14 protein-coding genes and 2 pseudogenes are annotated in these 16,831 nt (G+C 60.5%); all 16 read left to right on the forward strand.

The features are described 5' to 3' along the window. Window positions 1-3: 3 nt before the first annotated feature. The 16 genes and pseudogenes from iolD to O3W47_RS06855 all read left to right on the forward strand — a co-directional run bounded on the left by iolD (window position 4) and on the right by O3W47_RS06855 (window position 16,825). Window positions 4-1,876, forward strand: a pseudogene (iolD, locus tag O3W47_RS06780) (3D-(3,5/4)-trihydroxycyclohexane-1,2-dione acylhydrolase (decyclizing)). Between the two features lies 1 nt (window position 1,877). Next, window positions 1,878-2,771 (forward strand): myo-inosose-2 dehydratase, encoded by an 894-nt coding sequence (iolE, locus tag O3W47_RS06785; RefSeq protein WP_269313311.1) that lies wholly within the window; start codon window positions 1,878-1,880, stop codon window positions 2,769-2,771. After that, on the forward strand, window positions 2,768-3,580 hold the full coding sequence (locus O3W47_RS06790) for an SDR family oxidoreductase (protein ID WP_137453667.1): 813 nt from the start codon (window positions 2,768-2,770) through the stop codon (window positions 3,578-3,580). The genes iolE and O3W47_RS06790 overlap by 4 nt, the downstream gene beginning before the upstream one ends. Window positions 3,581-3,584: 4 nt before the next feature. After that, window positions 3,585-4,646: a sugar phosphate isomerase/epimerase family protein gene (locus tag O3W47_RS06795; protein WP_269313721.1), complete on the forward strand. Its 1,062-nt coding sequence runs from the start codon at window positions 3,585-3,587 to the stop codon at window positions 4,644-4,646. Further along, complete coding sequence (locus O3W47_RS06800; protein WP_269313312.1) at window positions 4,643-5,806, forward strand: Gfo/Idh/MocA family protein; 1,164 nt, start codon at window positions 4,643-4,645, stop codon at window positions 5,804-5,806. The genes O3W47_RS06795 and O3W47_RS06800 overlap by 4 nt, the downstream gene beginning before the upstream one ends. Before the next feature lie 177 nt (window positions 5,807-5,983). Then, window positions 5,984-6,508, forward strand: a complete 525-nt coding sequence (locus O3W47_RS06805; RefSeq protein ID WP_137453668.1) for a GNAT family N-acetyltransferase — start codon at window positions 5,984-5,986, stop codon at window positions 6,506-6,508. Window positions 6,509-6,591: 83 nt separating this feature from the next. Next, window positions 6,592-7,263: a response regulator gene (locus tag O3W47_RS06810; RefSeq protein ID WP_269313313.1), complete on the forward strand. Its 672-nt coding sequence runs from the start codon at window positions 6,592-6,594 to the stop codon at window positions 7,261-7,263. Beyond that, window positions 7,260-8,684, forward strand: a complete 1,425-nt coding sequence (locus tag O3W47_RS06815) for a sensor histidine kinase (protein WP_137453670.1) — start codon at window positions 7,260-7,262, stop codon at window positions 8,682-8,684. The genes O3W47_RS06810 and O3W47_RS06815 overlap by 4 nt, the downstream gene beginning before the upstream one ends. 60 nt (window positions 8,685-8,744) lie before the next feature. Continuing rightward, window positions 8,745-9,740 carry a Bug family tripartite tricarboxylate transporter substrate binding protein gene (locus tag O3W47_RS06820; protein ID WP_137453671.1) on the forward strand — a complete coding sequence of 332 codons (996 nt, stop codon included), beginning with the start codon at window positions 8,745-8,747 and terminating at the stop codon, window positions 9,738-9,740. An 11-nt stretch (window positions 9,741-9,751) separates the two neighbouring features. Then, window positions 9,752-10,189: a tripartite tricarboxylate transporter TctB family protein gene (locus tag O3W47_RS06825; protein WP_137453672.1), complete on the forward strand. Its 438-nt coding sequence runs from the start codon at window positions 9,752-9,754 to the stop codon at window positions 10,187-10,189. Beyond that, window positions 10,189-11,718 (forward strand): tripartite tricarboxylate transporter permease, encoded by a 1,530-nt coding sequence (locus tag O3W47_RS06830; protein WP_080819423.1) that lies wholly within the window; start codon window positions 10,189-10,191, stop codon window positions 11,716-11,718. Before O3W47_RS06825 ends, O3W47_RS06830 begins: the two co-directional genes overlap by 1 nt. A gap of 5 nt (window positions 11,719-11,723) precedes the next feature. Continuing rightward, window positions 11,724-12,634 (forward strand): annotated as a pseudogene (gene prpB, locus O3W47_RS06835) (methylisocitrate lyase). A gap of 214 nt (window positions 12,635-12,848) precedes the next feature. Next, the gene (locus tag O3W47_RS06840; RefSeq protein WP_080819421.1) at window positions 12,849-13,820 is read left to right on the forward strand and encodes a Bug family tripartite tricarboxylate transporter substrate binding protein; all 972 of its coding nucleotides are present in this window, start codon (window positions 12,849-12,851) and stop codon (window positions 13,818-13,820) included. Window positions 13,821-13,873: 53 nt separating this feature from the next. Continuing rightward, the gene (locus O3W47_RS06845) at window positions 13,874-14,305 is read left to right on the forward strand and encodes a hypothetical protein (protein ID WP_269313314.1); all 432 of its coding nucleotides are present in this window, start codon (window positions 13,874-13,876) and stop codon (window positions 14,303-14,305) included. 48 nt (window positions 14,306-14,353) lie between these two features. Then, window positions 14,354-15,853 (forward strand): tripartite tricarboxylate transporter permease, encoded by a 1,500-nt coding sequence (locus O3W47_RS06850; protein WP_003520634.1) that lies wholly within the window; start codon window positions 14,354-14,356, stop codon window positions 15,851-15,853. 93 nt (window positions 15,854-15,946) lie between these two features. Next, window positions 15,947-16,825, forward strand: a complete 879-nt coding sequence (locus O3W47_RS06855; RefSeq protein ID WP_262532820.1) for a GntR family transcriptional regulator — start codon at window positions 15,947-15,949, stop codon at window positions 16,823-16,825. The last annotated feature ends 6 nt before the right edge of the window (window positions 16,826-16,831 follow it).

Here is a 16,831-nt window from a genome sequence, read left to right on the forward strand (position 1 = left end):
GAGATGACCGCGAAGACCTTACGCCTGACCATGGCCCAGGCGCTAGTACGTTACCTGTGCAACCAGTTTACCGAGATCGACGGAGAGCGCGTTCCCCTGTTCGCGGGCGTGTTCGCCATTTTCGGGCACGGCAATGTCACATGCCTTTCCGAAGCTCTGGAGACGGTGCAGGACCAGTTGCCGACCTGGCGCGGGCAGAATGAACAATCCATGGCGCTTGCCGCAATCGGCTTTGCCAAGGCAAAGCGGCGCAGGCAGATCATGGTCGCTGCGACTTCGATCGGGCCGGGAGCGCTGAACATGGTGACCGCCGCCGGCGTCGCCATGGCCAACCGGCTGCCCGTTCTCCTCCTTGCGGGCGATACCTTCGCAAGCCGCCTGCCGGACCCGGTTCTGCAGCAGGTCGAGCATTTCGGCGATCCGACACTGACCGTTAATGACGCGTTCAAATCCGTGGTGCGTTACTGGGACAGGATCGTGCTGCCGGAACAATTGCTGCAATCGCTGCCGCAGGCGGTTGCCACCATGCTCGATCCGGCCGATTGCGGCCCGGCCTTTATCGGTCTTGCGCAGGATACGCAGGAAATCGCTTTCGATTATCCGGCAGTCTTTTTTGAACCGAAGGTCTGGAAAATTCCTCGGCCGCGTCCTGACCGTGACGCCGTGGCGACTGCCGCCCGGCTGCTGGCGCAGGCGAAACGTCCGCTCATCATTTCCGGCGGCGGCGTGCGTTATTCGCTGGCGGAAGAACGCCTTGCCGATTTCGCTGCAAAGCGCGGCATTCCCGTTGTCGAAACCATCGCCGGCAAGGGCGCGCTCACCCATCACCATCCGGTCCATGCCGGGCCGATCGGCATCGTCGGATCAACTTCGGCGAATGCGCTGGCTAAAGAGGCGGATGTCGTGCTGGCGATCGGTTCCCGGCTTCAGGATTTCACCACGGGTTCCTGGACGGCTTTCTCCCGCGATGCGCAGTTCATTTCCGTCAACGCCGCCCGCTTCGATGCGGTGAAACACCGGGCGTTTTCCGTGGTTGGCGATGCGCTCGAGACAATCGACGATCTGGACCATGCGCTCGGCGCCTATAAGGCCGATGCCACCCATATGCAGCGGGCCAAAACGCTGTTTGCCGAATGGGATAATCTGCTCAACGAACACCAGCGCATCACCAATGCGCCGGTTCCTTCCTATGCGCAGGTGGTTGGCGTGCTGAACCGGGTTGCGCGGCCCGAAGATACGCTGATTGCGGCGGCGGGCGGAACGCCGGGTGAGGTGACCAAGGGCTGGCGGGTCAAGAACCCGAATACGTTCGATTGCGAATTCGGGTTTTCCTGCATGGGTTATGAGATCGCTGCCGGGCTGGGGCTGCTCCATGGCGCAGGAAGGGCCGGGCGGTGCCGGCGGCGTTCCAATCGTCATGCTGGGGGATGGAACCTACATGATGATGAACTCGGATATCTATTCAGCCGCGCTTACCGGGCACCGGATGATCGTGGTGGTCTGCGATAATGGCGGCTATGCCGTCATCAACCGTCTGCAGCAGGCCAAGGGCGTTCCGGGTTTCAACAATCTGCTGGCAGATTGCCGCGTCAGGGACAGGGAAAATCCGCTGCATGTCGATTTCGTCAAACATGCGGAAGCCATGGGCGCCCATGCGCGCAGGGCCGAAAGCCTTGCCGATCTTGAAGACGCGATGATCTGGGCGCAGGGCAATGATGGCGTGACCGTCATCTCCATCGTTTCCGATGCCTGGAAATGGGTGCCGGGCGATGCCGACTGGGATGTCGGTGTTCCCTCCGTCTCCAGTTTCGAGACCGTGCGTGCCGCCCGCGCCGCGCAGGAAAACATCCGCAAGGCGCAGCGAGTGGGGGTCTGAGATGAAAGCAAGACTTGGTATCGCGCCGATCGCCTGGTGGAATGATGATCTCGCCGAGCTTTCCGATGATGTGAGCCTTCAGGAATGCCTGAGGCAGGCAAGCGAAGCCGGCTTTACCGGAATGGAGACCGGGCGCCGGTTTCCGATGGATATGGTGGAGCTTGGGCCGATCCTCGACCGCTACGGCATATCGGTGTGCGGCGGCTGGTTTTCCGGCCTGCTGCTGGATGGTGACATCGAGGCGGAGAAAGACCGCATCGCGCAGCAGATGGAATTCTTCATCGCCGCCGGTGCGCCCTGCATTGTTTATGGTGAAACGGCGCGCTCCATTCAGGGCGTGCGCTCCGCACCGCTTGCCACGAAGCCCCGGCTCGACGAGGCCGGCATGGCGGCCTATGGCCGCAAGATGTCCGACTTTGCCGACTGGTGCGCGGCGAAGGGCATGCCGATTTCCTATCATCACCATATGGCGGCCGTGGTGGAGACCGAGCCGGAACTTGATCTCTTCATGAAGCACTCCTCCGTGCCCCTGCTGTTTGATGCCGGGCACATGGCCTTTGCGGGCGGCGATGTCATGCGTGTCATCGAAAACCACCACGCGCGCATTACCCATGTCCACACCAAGGATATCCGGCGTGAGGTTGTCGATGGGCTGGACAGGAGCCGGGAGAGTTTCCTCGATGCCGTCATCAAGGGCGCCTTTACCGTGCCGGGTGATGGCAGCCTGGATTTCGGGGCAATCGTCAAGGCGCTGGCGTGGAAAGGTTACGAGGGCTGGTTCGTGGTCGAGGCGGAGCAGGACCCGATCAGGAACCCGCCGCTGGACATGGCCCGAAAGGGGCATAGGGAATTGCTGCGCGTGATGGACGCCGCTGGATATGAGGTCGTGAAATGAACCGTATTGAGGGAAAGATCGCCGTTATTACCGGCGGAACGCAAGGGCTGGGCGCAGCGGTTGCGCAGGTGTTTGCGCAGGCGGGCGCGGCGGGGATCGTCATCGTCGGGCGCGGTGTGGAAAAAGGACAGGCTGTCGCGGATGCCATCACGCAGAAATCAGGCGTGCCGGTTGAGATGGTGGCGGCCGATCTCGGCGATATCGATGATGTCCGTAGCATCATTCCGGCGACGGACAAACGCTTTGGTCGGGTCGATATCCTCGTTAACGCAGCGGGCCTGACGGATCGCGGCAACATGCTCAACACAACGCCCGAGCTTTTCGACCGGATGTTCGCGGTCAACACGCGTGCGCCATTCTTTCTCATTCAGGATGCGGCAAAGGTGATGATCCGCGAGGGGATCGAGGGTCGGGTCGTTAATGTCGGATCAATGTCGGGTCTGACAGGCCAGCCTTTCCTTGCGCCCTATGCGGCGTCAAAGGGCGCGCTTGCCACCGTCACCCGCCATGCCGGCTTTTCGCTGATGCGCCATCGTATCCATGTGAACCAGCTCGATATCGGCTGGATGAACTCCGATCACGAGCGCAAGCTCGTCCTCTCCGAGACCGGCGATCCCGATTTCATCGACCGTGCGGCGGCGGCCAAGCCGTTCGGGCGCATCCTCGATCCGCTCGAAGTGGCCCACGCCATCCTTTGGATGTCCTCCGACGACAGCGGCATGATGACGGGCGCGGTGATCCCCTTCGATCAGTCGGTCTATGGCGGTTACGACGACGCGCCGGTGCCGGCGAAAAAGCTGGAGGAATAAGATGATGCGGACCATCAAGGGGCCGGGTGTCTTTCTGGCGCAGTTCGCGGCCGATGAGGCGCCCTACAATTCGCTTGCCTCGCTGGCGGCGTCGGCCGCGGCCAAGGGCTTCAAGGGCGTGCAGATTCCCACCTGGGATACGCGCCTGATCGACATGAAACAGGCGGCGGAAAGCGATGCCTATTGTGATGATCTGAAGGGTATGCTCGGCGAGCACGGGCTGGAGATCACCGAACTCGCCTCCCACATCACCGGGCAGCTTGTGGCGGTGCACCCCGCCCATGACGCGATCATGGACAGTTTTGCGCCGGAGCATGTGCGCGGCAACCCCGCAAAGCGTCGGGCATGGGCCGAGGAACAACTGCGCTTTGCCGCCCGCGCCTCAAAGCGCCTCGGCATCGATCGCCATGTGACCTTCCCAGGTGCGCTGCTGTGGCCCTATCTTTATCCCTATCCGCAATGGCCGGAAGGGCTGGTGGAGGAAGGCTTTGACGAGCTTGCCCGCCGCTGGACGCCGATCCTCGACGACTTCGACGCCCATGGCGTGGACGTCTGCTATGAAATCCATCCCAGTGAAGACCTGCATGACGGCCACAGCTGGGAAATGTTTCTCGACAAGGTCAAGGAGCATCCCCGGGCGAACCTGATGTATGATCCCTCGCATCTCGTTCTGCAGGGAATGGATTATCTCGCCTTCATCGACCATTACCACGAGCGGATAAAAACCTTCCACGTCAAGGATGCCGAGTTTCGTCCAGACGGAAAATCGGGCGCCTATGGCGGTTATCAGCCATGGTCAAAAAGGGCCGGGCGCTTCCGCAGCCCCGGCGACGGGCAGGTGGATTTCGGGGCGATCTTCACCAAGCTGACGACCAACGGCTTTGATGGCTGGGCGGTGCTGGAGTGGGAATGTTTCGTCAAGAACCCCGAGGACGGGGCGTCGGAAGGTGCGCGTTTCATCGCCGATCACATCATCCGTGTTTCGGACCGCGCCTTTGACGATTTCGTCAAATCCGGCGCGAACCGCAATGCCAACCGCGCCATGCTGGGGCTGGAGGAACTATGACTATCGAAAGACCACTTCGTCTGGGTATGATCGGTGGCGGTCAGGGAGCCTATATCGGCAATATCCATCGTCTTGCCGCACGCCTTGACGGCAAATGGGTGCTTGTGGCCGGGGCCTTTGATGTCGATCCCGAAAGAGGCCGCGCCTTTGCGATCAATGAAGGGCTCGACCCGGCTCGCAGTTATGGCAGCTATCAGGAGCTGATTACCGGCGAAGCTGCCCGTGAGGATCGTGTCGATGCGGTTGCAATCTGCACACCGAATTTCACCCACTATCCGATCGCGAAGGCGCTGATCGAGGCAGGTTTCGACGTGATCTGCGAAAAACCCCTGACCGCGACGCTGGAAGACGCCATCGCGCTGGAAAAACTGTCGCGGGAAAGCGGCCGCTTCGTTGGGGTGACCTACACCTATTCCGGCTATCCGATGGTGCACGAAGCGCGTGCGCGCGTCGCGGCGGGTGAGATCGGCGAGGTTCGCACCGTGCAGGTGGAATATCCGCTGGAATGGATGGCGACGGCCATCGAACAGCAGGGCAATGCCCAGGCGGCATGGCGCACCGACCCGAAGAAGAACGGCCGCGGCGGCTCCATCGGCGATATCGGCACCCATGCCTATCATCTGGCTGGCTTCGTGACCGGGCTTAAACTACAGTCGCTCACCGCCGATCTCGCCACTTTCGTGGCGGGGCGGGCGCTGGATGACAATGCCCATGTGATGATGCGTTATGAGGGCGGCGCGCGGGGGCTCCTGTGGTCGTCGCAGGTGGCGCTCGGCAATTCCAACGGCGTGCGTCTGCGGGTTTTCGGCGCGACCGGTTCGCTGCAATGGTTTCAGGAACAGCCGAACGAACTCGTCTATACGCCGCTTAACGGGCGTGTGCAGACCATCAAGCGGGGCGCGGACGATCTTTCCGAAGATGCGAAGGTTCGAACCCGTACTCCGCCCGGCCACCCGGAGGGATATCTGGAGGCCTTCGCCAACCTCTATGTCGGTTTCGCGGAAGCCATCCGTGCCCGCAAGGCTGGGCGCGAACCGGGTGCGATTGGCCGCAACATTCCGCTTGCCTATGACGGTCTGAAGGGCGTGGCCTTCGTGGAGGCGGTGGTGGACAGCGCCGAGAGCACCGATCCGCGCTGGATTACCCCGGTGGCGGTATAGGCTTGCAGCCAAGGGGATTATACAGCAAATCGACCTTCCGGAGAGGCCATGCCGGTCCGGAAGGTCGTGAATTTCTCTGCCAGGCCCTCCACCGAACCGAGAATGACGAAAGGAGGGGCGGTGTTGCTTTCATAACGGGATGGGGGCAGGGTGCGGCACGGCGCTGGAGGGGTTCGCGTGTCGATCATCATAAGGACCAGACGATTACATCTGCGGAAAGTCGAGAGTGCTGATCTGGCCGCATTGAGCCGGATTTACGCTGACCCGGACTGCATGCAGTTTTATCCCAGCACGAAGTCACCTGCGCAAACCCTCGCCTGGTTTCAGGAACTGGCTTTCGATAGTTATAGCCGGCATGGCTTCGGTCTTTGGGCTGTCGTCGATCCGGTCTCGGAAGAGGTCATCGGCGATTGTGGAATTACGCTGCAGAGGACCCCTGCGGGCCGTGAACCGGAGATAGGGTATCATCTCTGGCGCGGTTTCTGGGGCAAGGGTCTGGCAACCGAAGCGGCCATCGCCTGCCGCGACTATGCCTTTCACAACCTTGGTTTGCCCAGAGTGGTCAGCATCACCACGCCCGAAAACATCCCTTCACAAAGGGTTGCGGAACGGGTGCATGACAGAAAGGAAATTTATCAGAAACGGCTTGGGGAAAGCGAAATTGTCGTAGATCGTTATCTGTATATCAGCGAGAAACGATGATCGGTCACGGTTTCAGGCAGACGATGATTTGGTTCATCTTGCACCGAAGCTGGTCATGATGCCATGTAAGCGGAGGTTTACATTTGAAACTACTGCTGGTCGAAGACGATGCGGAGCTGGCAAAGTGGCTGATAAAGGCGCTGAAGCAGCGCTACGAGTTCATGATCGACTGGGCAGATGACGGAACGGCTGCCGACCAGCGGCTTCGGCAGGAGGAGTTCGACGCCGTCATTCTGGACCTGGGGCTGCCGAAGATGGGCGGACGCGCCGTTCTCTCCGCTATGAGAGTACGCGGCGACAATACTCCGGCTCTCATCCTGACCGCTCGAGATACCCTCAGCGAACGAATAGGCACGCTTCACGAAGGCGCGGATGATTTTCTGGCCAAGCCGTTCGCGATCGAGGAACTGGAGGCTCGGCTGGTCGCGCTGGTGCGCCGAGCCCATGGGCGCAATGTGGGCACCTTTTCCTGCGGTGACCTTACCTATTATTCGGCCGAGCAGCGCTTCACCCTGTGTGGCGATCCGCTCGACCTGACGCCTCGTGAGCACTCGCTCCTTCGTATCCTCGTGCAGCATGCGGGGGAACCCATGTCGAAGCAGAAGATTGTCGACCGGATGTTTTCCTATGATGCCGATATCCAACTGGAGGCAATCGAGGTCATCGCGCATCGACTGCGGAAGAAGCTCTCGAACTCGGTTCAGATCAGAACATTGCGCGGACTGGGATACGTGCTCGAAGCGGGCGCGGCATGAGCAGCGCTGGAAGGTCCGGCAAGCCCGGACGTCCGCTCGCCCTCACGCTCGGTCTCTGGATTGTGCCGGCAATCATTCTGGCAATGGCGTCCACGCTCTGGTTCAGTGCGACGACCGTTCAGGAAATGGCCGATAGCGCCTATGATCGATCGCTTGCGGGGGCAGTCAGGGCGATCGATGCAAACATTTCCACGGAAAGCGGGGGTATCGGGGTTGAGCTTCCTTACAATCTTTTCGAGTTCTTCCAGCTGACGGCGCAGGGGAAGGTCTATTTCAACGTGTCCACGAGCGACGGCCTCGTCCAGATCGGCGATGTCCTCCTGCCAGAAACCCCGAACCTCCTGCCGGGTGAGCTTCGCTTCCATGACGGCGACTATTTCGGCGAGGCAATACGCGTCGGAGCACTCAGCCGGCCGCTCGATCCCGTTAAGCCGGACGGGACGCAGATCACCATTCAGGTTGCGGAGACGAAACTGTCGCGCACCATGTTCCAGAACGAGTTGATCTTCCGCGCCATCCTTCGTGACGTTCTCGTCGTGGTGGTTCTGGGAATGCTTATCGGCATCGGCGTCTTCATGGCGCTGAAACCGCTCAACAGGCTGCGGGAGGCGATCGATGCCCGCGAACCCGACGATCTAAGGCCGCTCGAGATCGCCGATCTACCAAAGGAGGTTCGCCCGGCCGTGGAGGCGATGAATCGGCTGATGGAGAGGAACGTCGAGCAGGCGGAACAGCAACGGCGGTTCCTGGATGATGCCTCGCACCAGCTCAGGACCCCGATGACGATCCTGCGAACCCAGATCGACTACGCGCTGCACCAGGCAAACCCCGATGAAATCCGTATGACGTTGAAGTCGTCGAAGGACGTCCTGGATCGTTCGATCCGAACGACGAACCAGCTTCTCGCGCTCGCCAAGGCCCGGACCTCCCAGGGTACGGAAACATATCCGCAGGTTTCCCTGAACGTTGCCGAGACGGTAGCCGAGAGCGTCAGGATGCTGTGGCCCCGAATCCGCGGCCGTCGCATGGACTGCGCGATAGACGCCCACGACGATGGACTGGTCATCCGCGCCAATGAGGGGCTTCTTCAGGAAGCGATGATGAACGTTTTCGACAATGCGGTCAAATATTCGCCCGAGGGCAGTCTGGTGACGGTGAAGCTCCTGCGCGACGATGGATGGGTTGTTGTGGACATCATGGATGAAGGTCCGGGCATGGAGGAGGACGAACTGACCCATGCGGGAACACGCTTCCGCAGCGGACATCGGGCAGCAAGCGGCAGCGGGCTGGGGCTGGCCATTGCGCTGACCGTCGCCCGCGTCAGCGGTGGCTCGCTGCAGGTCCGGAATAGAAGGGATCGGACTGGCCTCGTGGTTTCCATTCGCCTGCCTCTGGCGACTGAAAGCCAGTTGAAAGCTTGAGAGCGATATACGGGGTGCTTCGCAGATAGGAGGTCTGCGTTACTTTCTGGAGGAACATCAATGACGTTCGCATTTCGCGCCGCTCTCGGCGCCGCCCTTTCCCTTACAGCATTTTCGATTTCTTCGACGATTGCTCATGCCGACCCCAAGAATCCCGAATGCATCGCTCCTGCCCAGCCCGGCGGCGGCTTTGACATTACCTGCAAGCTTGCGCAGGCGACGCTTCAGCAATCGGGTGCGGTGAAGTCCCCCATACGCGTTTCCTATATGCCTGGTGGTATCGGCGCGGTCGCCTATAACGCCATCGTCGGACAGCGCCGTGCGGAGCCGAATGTCATCGTGGCCTTTTCCGCCGGATCGCTTCTTAATCTCGCCCAGGGCAAATTTGGCGCATATTCCGAAAAAGACGTCCGCTGGGTTGCAAGCGTCGGCACCGACTACGGTGCGGTCGTCGTCCAGGAAAGCAGCGAGTACAAGTCGCTGACGGACCTGATGGCAGCGATCAAGAAGGATCCGAAGTCCGTCATCATTGGAGCCGGCGGCACGATCGGCAGCCAGGACTGGATGAAAGCCGCGATGGCCGCCCGCGCGGCAGGTATCGATTACAAAGCCATGCGTTTTGTTGCTTTCGAGGGCGGCGGAGACTGTGCGACCGCCCTTCAGGGTGGACATGTCCATATCTGCATGAACGACGTCGGCGACAGCCAGGCGGCAATCGATGGCGGCGCGCCGCTGAAGTTGCTCGCAATCTTCTCGGAGCAGCGCCTTCCCGGCAAGCTTTCGCCGGTGCCCACTGCCATCGAGCAGGGATTCGACATCAAGTGGCCGATCGTGCGCGGCTTCTATGTCGGCCCCGAGGTCACCGAGGCGGACTACCGATGGTGGGCCGATGCCTTCGCCAAGGCCATGCAGTCTCCCGATTACGCCGCCGAGCTTCAGAAGCGCAACCTGTTTCCTCTTCCGATGACGGGCGAAGCAACGAAGACTTTCGTTGATAAGCAGGTGGCTGCCTACAAGAAGCTTGCCGCCGACTTCGGTCTCGCGACGACCAAATAAGGGCCTGAACAATGATGACCGACCGTCTTCTGGGAGCGACCGCAATTGCGGTCGCAGCGATCATGCTCATGTTCGGATACGGGTTGCAGGCACCCTTTGCTTATGAACCGGTTGGACCTCGCGCATTTCCGATCATCGCGGCAGCGATGATCGGGCTCTGTGGTGTCATCCTGCTTCTTAAGCCGGGTAAATCCGCCGCCGAACCGGTGGGACCCATCGCTGCCATCGCCGCCCTGTCTGGCTGTCTTGCCGGATATGCCCTTCTCTTCCAATCGCTTGGTTTCGTGATTGCGACCACGATCTTCATGATCCCGATTGCGATGATCTTCGGAGCCAAATGGTGGCAGGGCGCGCTGACCGGCGTTGTGCTGGCCGTTTCGTCGTATTTGCTCTTCGACCAGCTTCTGGAGGTTGTTCTTCCTGCTGGTCCATTCGGAGGCATCGTCTGATGGATACTTTCAACTATCTCATGCATGGATTTGGGGTTGCTCTTTCGCCTGCCAACCTCCTTCTTGCCGCCCTTGGCGCCGTCGTCGGGACGATGGTTGGCGTTCTTCCCGGCTTGGGTCCAATCAACGCTGTCGCCATGCTTGTGCCGGTGGTATTTGCCCTCGGATTGCCTCCGGAGGGGTCGTTGATCCTGATGGCGGCGATCTATATCGGCTCCGAATATGGAGGCCGGATCAGCGCCATCCTGTTGAACGTGCCCGGCGAAGCTTCGGCGGTGATGACTGCTCTGGAGGGGTATCCGCTTGCGCGCCAGGGGAAAGCCGGGATCGCGCTCTCCCTCTCGGCCTGGACTTCCTTTGTCGGCTCGGCAATCGCGACTTTGGGCATCGTGGTTGCCGCTCCAATTCTTGCGACATGGGCACTGGCATTCGGACCGGTCGAATATGTCGCCCTCATGGTATTCGCTTTCGCCTGCCTGACGGGCCTTCTTACCGATCAGCCGGTGAAGGCGATGCTTGCGATTGGGCTGGGCCTCGCGATCTCCACGATCGGCATCGATGCCAACTCCGGGGTCTATCGCTACACCTTCGGCTCGCCAAATCTGGTCGATGGTGTCCAGTTCGCCACTGTCGTCATTGGTCTGTTCGCGATCAGTGAGTTGCTGATCATGCTCGACACCATGCACGGGGGCATGACCGTTCGTATCGAGCAATTGGGTCGCTCGCTCTTCAATCGGGCCGAGATGCGTTTCACCAATATGGCTGCGCTTCGCGGATCGCTTATCGGGTTCTTTGTGGGCATTTTGCCGGGTGCCGGAGGTACGGTCGCTTCCGCACTTGCCTATACGACAGAAAAGCGCGTGGTTGAAAAGAACGATCCCGAGGGCAGCCGTTTCGGTCAGGGCGACATGCGCGGCCTTGCATCCGTTGAGGCAGCCAACAACAGCGCTTCCAATTCCAATTTCATTCCCATGCTCACGCTTGGCATCCCCAGTTCCGGTACGACGGCGATCATGCTTGGCGTTCTGACGCTTTATAACCTGACACCGGGCCCGGCGCTTTTCCGTTCGCAACCTGACCTGGTCTGGGGCCTTATCGCTTCGCTCTTCATCGGCAACTTCATCCTTCTGGCGATCAACATTCCGCTCGTTGGTGTTTTCGCCAGGATGCTTTCGGTTCCGGCCTGGGTACTCGTGCCGTTCATCGTCGTCGTCAGCGCGATTGGTGTCTATTCGGGCAAGTCCACGACTTTTGACCTTGTGCTGATGGTGGCCCTCGGGGTTGGTGGGTATGTTCTGCGCCGTCTCGGTGTGCCGATGGCGCCGCTCATCCTCGGTCTCGTGCTCGGCAAGATACTGGAGCAAAGCCTGCGGCGGGCCCTGTCTCTTTCTGCCGGAGACGTCGCCATCCTCTGGTCGAGCCCGATTTCCGTCACCCTGTGGGGGATGGCCGTCGCTGTTCTTCTCGTTCCGCTGCTTTTGCCCAGACTCGCGAAGTGGCGGCAGAAAACATCTCTGCAGATGGATTGATCAGAATGAATTATCTCGTGCCCACGGATCAGGATCGAACATCGGCAGGCGAAAGGTTGCGCCTCCTTTTGCGCGCGCCTGACATCGTCAGAATGCCAGGCGCGCACAATGGCCTTGCGGCTCTCCAGGCAAAAAAGGCGGGCTTCAAGGCGCTGTATCTGTCTGGAGCGGCGATGAGCGCCTCCATGGGGCTCCCCGATCTTGGCATCCTTACGCTGGAGGACGTGCTGTTCTTCACACGCCAGATCGTCAGGGCTTCGGGTCTTCCGCTGCTGGTCGACGGCGATACGGGCTTTGGTGAGGTCCTGAATGTCATGAACACGGTGCATCGTCTCGAAGAGGTCGGCGCGGCGGCCATCCAGATCGAAGATCAGGTGCTGCCGAAGAAATGCGGTCACCTGAATGACAAGAAGCTCGCCACCCCTGCGGACATGGCCGCAAAGATTGCGGCGGCGGCCCGGGCCCGGCGGTCTCTCGTGATCGTCGCACGGACGGACGCAGTGGCTGATGAAGGAATGGAACGGGCGATCGACCGCGCTCGTCTATATGTGAAGGCCGGAGCGGACGCCATCTTTCCTGAGGCTCTGACGACCGAAGCCATGTTCGCCGAGTTCGCAGCCGCTATGGACGGCGTTCCTCTTCTGGCCAATATGACGGAATTCGGTCGCTCTCCCCCATGACGGCCGAAGCGCTGCAGGCGCTCGGCTACCGAATGGTTATCTGGCCAGTCTCGTCGCTCCGGGTCGCCAACAAGGCGCAGCAGGAACTTTATGCCGAGCTTGCCCGTCAGGGAGCCGTGACGGATGCCATCCACAGGATGCAGACCCGCGCCGAACTCTACGATCTGATCGACCTTGCAGGTTATGAAGCGCTTGACGCCAGCATTGTTGCGAGCAGCCTTCCGCAGGCGGAGTAGGCTCAGAAGCGTCACTTGGACGCCAGATGAGCGGCATCGAAACAAGCGGACAAGGAAATGAGCCGTGACTGACCTTTCGCGCGGACCCAGTCGGCTGCGATCGATCGCTTCGCAAAGAAGCACGCAATACCCATTTACTTTTATAATTATATAATGCAGTTTCTCCACGTCATACCCATGGAGGTGGGTTCACGCGATAAGGAGGATCGTCGCAATGCTTCATCTCAGAAAATTTCTCATGGCTGCAACGGTCGCCGCCACTGCCGCGATGTCGGGGGCGAGTGCCACAATGGCTGAGGGCCTCGAGTTCACCATCACCGCTCCGGCCGGCGCCGGTGGCGGGTGGGACTCGGCATCCCGCTCACTCCAGGAAGTCATGATGGCCACGGGCGCCGCAAAGAGCGTGCAGGTCGTCAACGTTCCGGGAGCCGGCGGCACGGTCGGGCTGGCGCAGTTCGTGGGGTCGGCAAAGGGCAGTCCCAAGCAGCTCCTCGTCGCGGGCATTACCCTTGTCGGCGCCAGCATATCGAACAAGTCGCCCGTGGATCTTACGCAGGTCACGCCGGTCGCCCGCTTGACAGGCGATCCGCTCGTCATCGTCGTTCCCAAGGACTCCCCGATCCAAACCATGGATGACCTGCTCAAGGCCATCAAGACTGACGTTGCGAAGGCCATCTGGGTCGGTGGGTCCGCCGGGGGCGCGGACCACATCCTTGCTGCGCTGGTCACGAAAGCCGCTGGCGAAGATCCTGCGAAGATCAACTACGTTGCCTATTCCGGTGGCGGTGAATCTCTGGCGGCCATGCTTGGCGGGCAGGCGACGGCAGGCGTTTCCGGTTACGGTGAATGGGAAGGCCAGATCAAATCCGGCGATCTCCGCGCTCTGGCTATCTCCTATCCCGAGCCTATTGAAGGAATCGAGGCCAAGCCGCTGAAAGCGCAGGGTCTTGATATCGAACTCGTCAACTGGCGCGGAGTTTTCGCCGGTCCCGGCGTCGAGGGCGCTGACCTTGAGGCTATCGAGACTGCCGTAGAGAAGACGGTGAAATCCGAACAGTGGCAGGCCGTTCTCAAGACGCGCGGCTGGACCGACTATTATGCGTCATCAGACGAATTCAAGACGTTCATCGGCTCGGAAACCGAGCGAGTGCACGGCATTCTGAAGTCCATCGGCCTCGCCGACTGATTTCTCCCAAGACCGGGATGCCCCGTCTGCGGCATCCCGGCGACGAGGAAACAATGACCAGCAAATCAGCTTTTATCCACAACCGCCCCGCGGCGGTCATCGCCATCGTGCTTTTCGCTATCGCCGCCGTGACCTACTGGGACGCAAGCCGAATGGTCGTACGGGCCACATACGGAATGAGCGCCACCGCGGCTTCATATTTCGTTGCGATCCTGTTTGCAATTCTGGCGGCCGGCCATTTGGTCAGCGCGTTCAAGCCGAATGATGTCGAGAACGAGGAAGTCGACTGGAAGGCCGTCGGTTGGATCGGTCTCGCCCTGTCGGGACTGATCGTGTCCATCTGGGCGGGGGCGGGTTCATTCTGGGGTCGACGCTGCTTTTCGCCTTCACCGCGCGCGCCTTCGGCCGCAAGGCGTTCGTCACCGATATTTGTCTTGGGGCGATCCTCGGCATCGTCATCTTCCTTCTTTTCAACAAGCTTCTGACGCTCGCGTTGCCCATGGGCCCGCTTGAGCGGCTGTTCTGAGGTCGCCATGGACACCCTCATCTATCTTTTCCAGGGCTTCGCCATTGCCATCGATCCCGCGAACCTCATCTACGCGGCAATCGGGGTCATCATAGGCACGGCGGTCGGCGTGCTTCCCGGTATCGGCCCGGCGCTGACGGTTGCGCTTCTGCTTCCCGTCACTTTCAAACTCGATCCCGGCGGCTCCATCATTATGTTTGCGGGCATCTATTATGGCGGGATGTACGGTGGTTCGACGACCGCGATCCTTCTGAATACGCCCGGGGAAAGCGCGTCAGTGGTGACCGCGCTCGAAGGCAATCAGATGGCGCGCAGGGGAAGGGGCGGTCCGGCGCTCGCCACGGCTGCAATCGGATCCTTCGTCGCGGCCCTGATCGCAACGGTCGGCCTCGCATTCCTTGCGCCCGTCCTCGTTAAAGTCGCGGTCAAGTTTGGCCCGTGGGACTATTTCGGTCTCATGCTGATTGCGTTCGTCACTGTTTCGGCGACGTTCGGATCGTCGCCGCTACGTGGTCTGACGAGCTTGGCGTTTGGCCTCTGGCTCGGTCTTATGGGCATCGACCAGCTTACGGGCCAGGCACGTCTGACCTTCGGCGTTCCTGAACTTCTCGACGGGGTTGAGGTGACGACGCTCGCGGTCGGTTTGTTCGCCATAGGCGAAGCCCTGATCGTGGCTTCCCGGCATCTCTACAAGCCGGAAAAACCGATCCCGGTGAAGGGATCGATCTGGATGACGAAGGAGGACTGGAGCCGGTCGTGGAAGCCCTGGCTGCGCGGAACCTTCATCGGTTTCCCCATCGGCGCGCTGCCGGCGGGCGGCGCAGAAATCCCGACATTCCTCAGCTACAACATCGAAAGGAAGCTATCCCGCAAACCCGAGGAATTCGGCGAAGGCGCGATTGAGGGCGTTGCGGGTCCCGAAGCGGCGAACAATGCCTCCGCGGCAGGAACGCTCGTGCCGTTGCTCACGCTTGGCCTGCCTACGTCCGCGACGGCGGCCGTGATGCTTGCGGGATTCCAGCAATATAACATTCAACCAGGACCGCTCCTTTTCGCTCAGCACGCCGATCTCGTCTGGGGTCTCGTTGCGAGCCTGTTCATCGCCAACGTGATGCTGCTGGTGCTTAATTTACCGCTGGTTGGCCTTTGGGTCAGACTGCTGAAAATCCCGCTTCCATGGCTTTACGCCGGAATTCTGGTCTTCGCGTCAATGGGAACGATTGCGGCGAATCCATCCGTTGTCGAACTGCTCCTGCTGACCGGATTCGGTGTCGTCGGATTCCTCATGCGGCGTTTCGACTATCCGATCGCCCCTGCCGTCGTTGGCCTTATCCTTGGCCCTCTTGCCGACAGTGCATTGCGTCGCTCGCTTCAGATGAGCCTCGGTGATCCGATTGTCTTCTTACAACATCCGAGTTCGGCCATCATGATCGGGATCGCGGTCGTTGCTCTTGTCGCACCCTTCATCTTCCGCGGACTGTCACGTTTCCAGCAGGACGAGGATTGATTGGTGACCGGCGACCCATCGCGCTATGGTAACATGGCGCGATGTTCCGTAAGAGGACATCGCGACCATGCGATGAACAGGACAGGGCGGCGGATGGCTAGGAAAAGCCTGGTACCACAGATCAGCAGCAACATCGTCGAGTATGTGCAGACGAACCGCATGCAACAGGGCCAGCACCTGCCATTGCAGCTGCTGGCTGATACGTTCCGGGTTTCGCGTGCGCCGATCCTGAGCGCTCTCCAGAAACTCGAAGGAGATGGTATCGTCCGGGCCGAACCAAACAGGGGCTACTTCCTTGCCGTCGACGCTGAAAATATCGCGCTTGAAACCGCCAACGACGACGCGGCGGGCGACGAGGCAATCTACTTCCGTATGGCCGAAGACCGTCTGTCGGGCAAGCTTGAAGAGCGCGTCAGCGAAAACGAGTTGATGCGCTTCTACGATGTCCCCAGAACCCGTCTCCTGAAAGTTCTGCACCGCATCGCTGACGAAGGCTGGATCGAGCGACTGCCGGGGAATGGGTGGGCGTTCCGTCAGGCTCTGACGTCCAGACAGAGTTACGAGGATGGATATGCGTTCCGGGCCGTGATCGAGCAGCAGGCGATGCTGTTGCCGACGTTCGAGCCCGACGTCGAGGGCTTGAAGCGCGCCCGCGAGGTCCAGACCGCCTTGCGCGACGGCGGCTTCGAGACCTGGTCGCGTGCCGATATCTTCAAGGCCAACAACGAGTTCCATGAGATGCTCGTCGCATGCTCCCGCAACGAGTTCTTCCTCGACTCCATCAAGCGGATCAACAGGCTTCGCCGCCTCATCGAATATCACATCACCATCGACCGCAGCCGCCTGCCGAAGCAGACGGCGGAACATCTCCATATCCTCGATCTCGTCGAGGACGGGCGACGAAACGAGGCTGCGGCGTTTCTGTTCACCCACATCATGGGCGCGAGCCGCATCAAGACTCCGAAGGTCTGAGGTCCA

The organism is Agrobacterium sp. LMR679, assembly GCF_027157905.1.
In the GTDB taxonomy this organism is placed as follows: Bacteria; Pseudomonadota; Alphaproteobacteria; order Rhizobiales; family Rhizobiaceae; genus Agrobacterium; species Agrobacterium leguminum.

Bases quoted from the DNA above. Each gene is read 5' to 3' on its own strand.
- O3W47_RS06800 (WP_269313312.1), top strand. From the start codon at position 4,643: ATGACTATCGAAAGACCACTTCGTCTGGGTATGATCGGTGGCGGTCAG.
- O3W47_RS06830 (WP_080819423.1), top strand. From the start codon at position 10,189: ATGGATACTTTCAACTATCTCATGCATGGATTTGGGGTTGCTCTTTCG.
- O3W47_RS06825 (WP_137453672.1), top strand. From the start codon at position 9,752: ATGATGACCGACCGTCTTCTGGGAGCGACCGCAATTGCGGTCGCAGCG.
- O3W47_RS06840 (WP_080819421.1), top strand. From the start codon at position 12,849: ATGCTTCATCTCAGAAAATTTCTCATGGCTGCAACGGTCGCCGCCACT.
- O3W47_RS06855 (WP_262532820.1), top strand. From the start codon at position 15,947: ATGGCTAGGAAAAGCCTGGTACCACAGATCAGCAGCAACATCGTCGAG.
- O3W47_RS06790 (WP_137453667.1), top strand. From the start codon at position 2,768: ATGAACCGTATTGAGGGAAAGATCGCCGTTATTACCGGCGGAACGCAA.
- O3W47_RS06850 (WP_003520634.1), top strand. From the start codon at position 14,354: ATGGACACCCTCATCTATCTTTTCCAGGGCTTCGCCATTGCCATCGAT.
- O3W47_RS06795 (WP_269313721.1), top strand. From the start codon at position 3,585: ATGCGGACCATCAAGGGGCCGGGTGTCTTTCTGGCGCAGTTCGCGGCC.
- iolE (WP_269313311.1), top strand. From the start codon at position 1,878: ATGAAAGCAAGACTTGGTATCGCGCCGATCGCCTGGTGGAATGATGAT.
- O3W47_RS06845 (WP_269313314.1), top strand. From the start codon at position 13,874: ATGACCAGCAAATCAGCTTTTATCCACAACCGCCCCGCGGCGGTCATC.
- O3W47_RS06820 (WP_137453671.1), top strand. From the start codon at position 8,745: ATGACGTTCGCATTTCGCGCCGCTCTCGGCGCCGCCCTTTCCCTTACA.
- O3W47_RS06815 (WP_137453670.1), top strand. From the start codon at position 7,260: ATGAGCAGCGCTGGAAGGTCCGGCAAGCCCGGACGTCCGCTCGCCCTC.